The sequence below is a fragment of the Nostoc sp. genome (genome assembly GCF_054880495.1).
In genome coordinates, this window is record NZ_JBTYKD010000060.1 from 1 (window position 1) to 2652 (window position 2652).

Sequence of the window (2652 nt, forward strand, 5' to 3'; positions counted from 1 at the left end):
TGCAATTAATACTGACTGCGGTTAAAACCGCACGAGCCGTTTCCCTCTCTTTCTCTAAAGCCGCTGAGTTTCCCATATCCCGCGAGGTTCTATGAAAAACTCCACCCACTCAAGGGAATTGAGTTTCCCGCCGCTTTCAATGAACCGTAAAGGACGCAAAGGACGCGAAGGAAGAAGAAAGTATGCAGAGGTTTAAGCTGAAGGGTAAACAATTCACAATTCAAAATGGAAAGGGGCTGATTTATGCTTTGGTTGCTGTTTTTACGTGTTTGCTTCTAACTTGTAATTTTTCTCTGGCGGCGACGGCTGAGGCAAAGCATTATACGGAGTTGCAGCTTCCACCGTTACCTGAGATCAAGTTACCCAAGTATGAGCGGTTTGTACTTCAAAACGGCTTGGTTGTCTATTTGATGGAGGATCACGAGTTACCGTTGGTGAATGGGACGGCGTTTGTGCGGACAGGAAATCGCTTGGAACCACTACAAAAAGTCGGTTTAGCTGGTTTTACAGGCGCGGTGATGCGAACTGGAGGAACTAAGCAGCATTCGCCTGATCAACTAAATGAGATATTGGAACAACGGGCGGCGGCTGTGGAAACTAGTATTGGTGAAGCTTCTGGTAGTGCTACATTTGACGCACTTAGTGAAGATTTAGAAACGGTGTTTGGGCTGTTTGCCGAGGTGGTGCGATCGCCTGTATTTGCTCAAGAAAAACTAGACTTGGCTAAGACACAAGCGAAGGGTGGCATTGCCCGTCGTAATGACAATCCAGATGGGATTGCTAGTCGAGAATTTAAGAAACTGATCTATGGGAAAGATAGCCCATACTCCCGCACGATTGAGTATGCAACGGTGGATCAGGTTGAGCGTGAGGATTTGCTCAATTTCTATCAGCAATATTTTCACCCCAATAATCTGATTTTGGGGATTGTCGGGGATTTTGAGGCGAAGAAAATGCGATCGCTGGTTCAAGCTAAGTTTGGCGACTGGAACCGCAACCCAGGTATTGCTAAACCCAAATTACCAACGGTTTCGCCAGCTAATACAGGTGGAGTCTTTTTTGTCAATCAGCCACAATTAACCCAAAGTAGTGTACTTATGGGGCATTTAGGCGGACGGTTTGACAATCCCGATTATGCAGCGCTGGATGTATTGAATGGGGTGTTAAATGGATTTGGTGGACGCTTATTTAATGAAGTGCGATCGCGTCAAGGTTTAGCTTACTCTGTCTATGGCCAGTGGAGTCCCCGCTACGATTATCCTGGGATGTTTATTGCTGGTGGACAAACGCGATCGGATGCTACTGTCCAGTTTGTTAAAGCCTTACAAGAGCAAATCAAGCGTATCCAAACTCAAAGAGTCACAGCAAAAGAACTGGCTTTTGCCAAAGAGTCTACACTTAACTCCTTTGTATTCAACTTTCAAGACCCCAGCCAAACCTTATCACGGTTGATGCGATACGAATATTACGGCTATCCTGCTGATTTTCTCTTTCGCTATCAAAAAGCCGTTGCCGCCACCACAGCCGCTGATGTGCAACGGGTAGCACGAGAATATCTGAAGCCAGAAAAGCTAGTAACTCTAGTGGTGGGGAATCAAACCGCCATTCAACCGCCATTGACGCAGCTAGCAGCACAGGTGACACCAATAGATGTAACGATTCCCGGTTCGCAGCCACAGGCAAAAAATTAATCGCGTCGGTAGGTAGACACTCAATATACAAATCAAACTCGCAAGACTAAGATCCCCGAGTTCCCTAAGAAGTCGGGGATCTTATTGTTCAAATATCGGGAAATGACTCAGGACAAATTGTAGTAATCAGTAGAAACTAAATCAGGAACCAAAACCTCTGCTAACTCCAGAGGTTTTTTCTTCACTCTAAACAATTTTAGTGAGGAAGTAGCAAAAATTGTCGCCGCGTATTAGTCAACTAGAGTAAGCTAAATTTAGGTTTAAGCTACTGGGAGTGGAGATGATGTTGTTGGAATTAAAGCGCATCCATGTTCCACCAGGGCAAAGAGTGATATTGCGAGATGTAACCTGGCAGGAATTGGAAACAATTCTAGAGGATTTAGGAGAACATCGGGCTGCACGAATTGCTTATGACAGGGGAATACTGGAAATTATGGCACCACTGCCAGAAGATGAAGATGATAAAGAAATTATTAGTGATTTAGTCAAAGCGCTTTTGGAAGAATTAGATATTGAGTTTAGATGCCTTGGTTCTACCACTTTCAAAAACCAAGCAATGGCTAAAGGTATAGAACCTGATCAGTGTTTCTATATAAAAAATGAATCCAAGATTCGCGGCAAGAAGCGATTAGATTTAACAGTAGATCCGCCCCCAGATTTAGCTTTAGAAATTGATATTACTTCTCGCACTCATCCTAATATTTATGAAGCTTTAAAAGTACCTGAGCTTTGGCATTTTGATCAAGGAAAGCTCAAAATTAATGTTCTGCGAGATGGGCATTATGTAGAGTCTCAACAAAGCCTAAATTTTCCTCTATTTCCACTAATTGAGGCAATTCCTCAATATCTTAAGCAAAATACAACAGCAGGCAGAAATGCAACACTCAAGGCTTTTCGTCTTTGGGTACAAAAGCAGATACAACAGCAATGATTGAATAATTCGTAATTCGTAATGACGCTC

At 43.5% G+C, this 2652-nt stretch carries 2 protein-coding genes; both read left to right on the forward strand.

Going from position 1 to position 2652, the window contains the following annotated elements:
• Window positions 1-182: 182 nt before the first annotated feature.
• Window positions 183-1691 carry a M16 family metallopeptidase gene (locus ACYTXL_RS07070; RefSeq protein WP_461924085.1) on the forward strand — a complete coding sequence of 503 codons (1509 nt, stop codon included), beginning with the start codon at window positions 183-185 and terminating at the stop codon, window positions 1689-1691.
• Between the two features lie 283 nt (window positions 1692-1974).
• Window positions 1975-2622 (forward strand): Uma2 family endonuclease, encoded by a 648-nt coding sequence (locus tag ACYTXL_RS07075; protein WP_461924086.1) that lies wholly within the window; start codon window positions 1975-1977, stop codon window positions 2620-2622.
• Window positions 2623-2652: the final 30 nt, after the last annotated feature.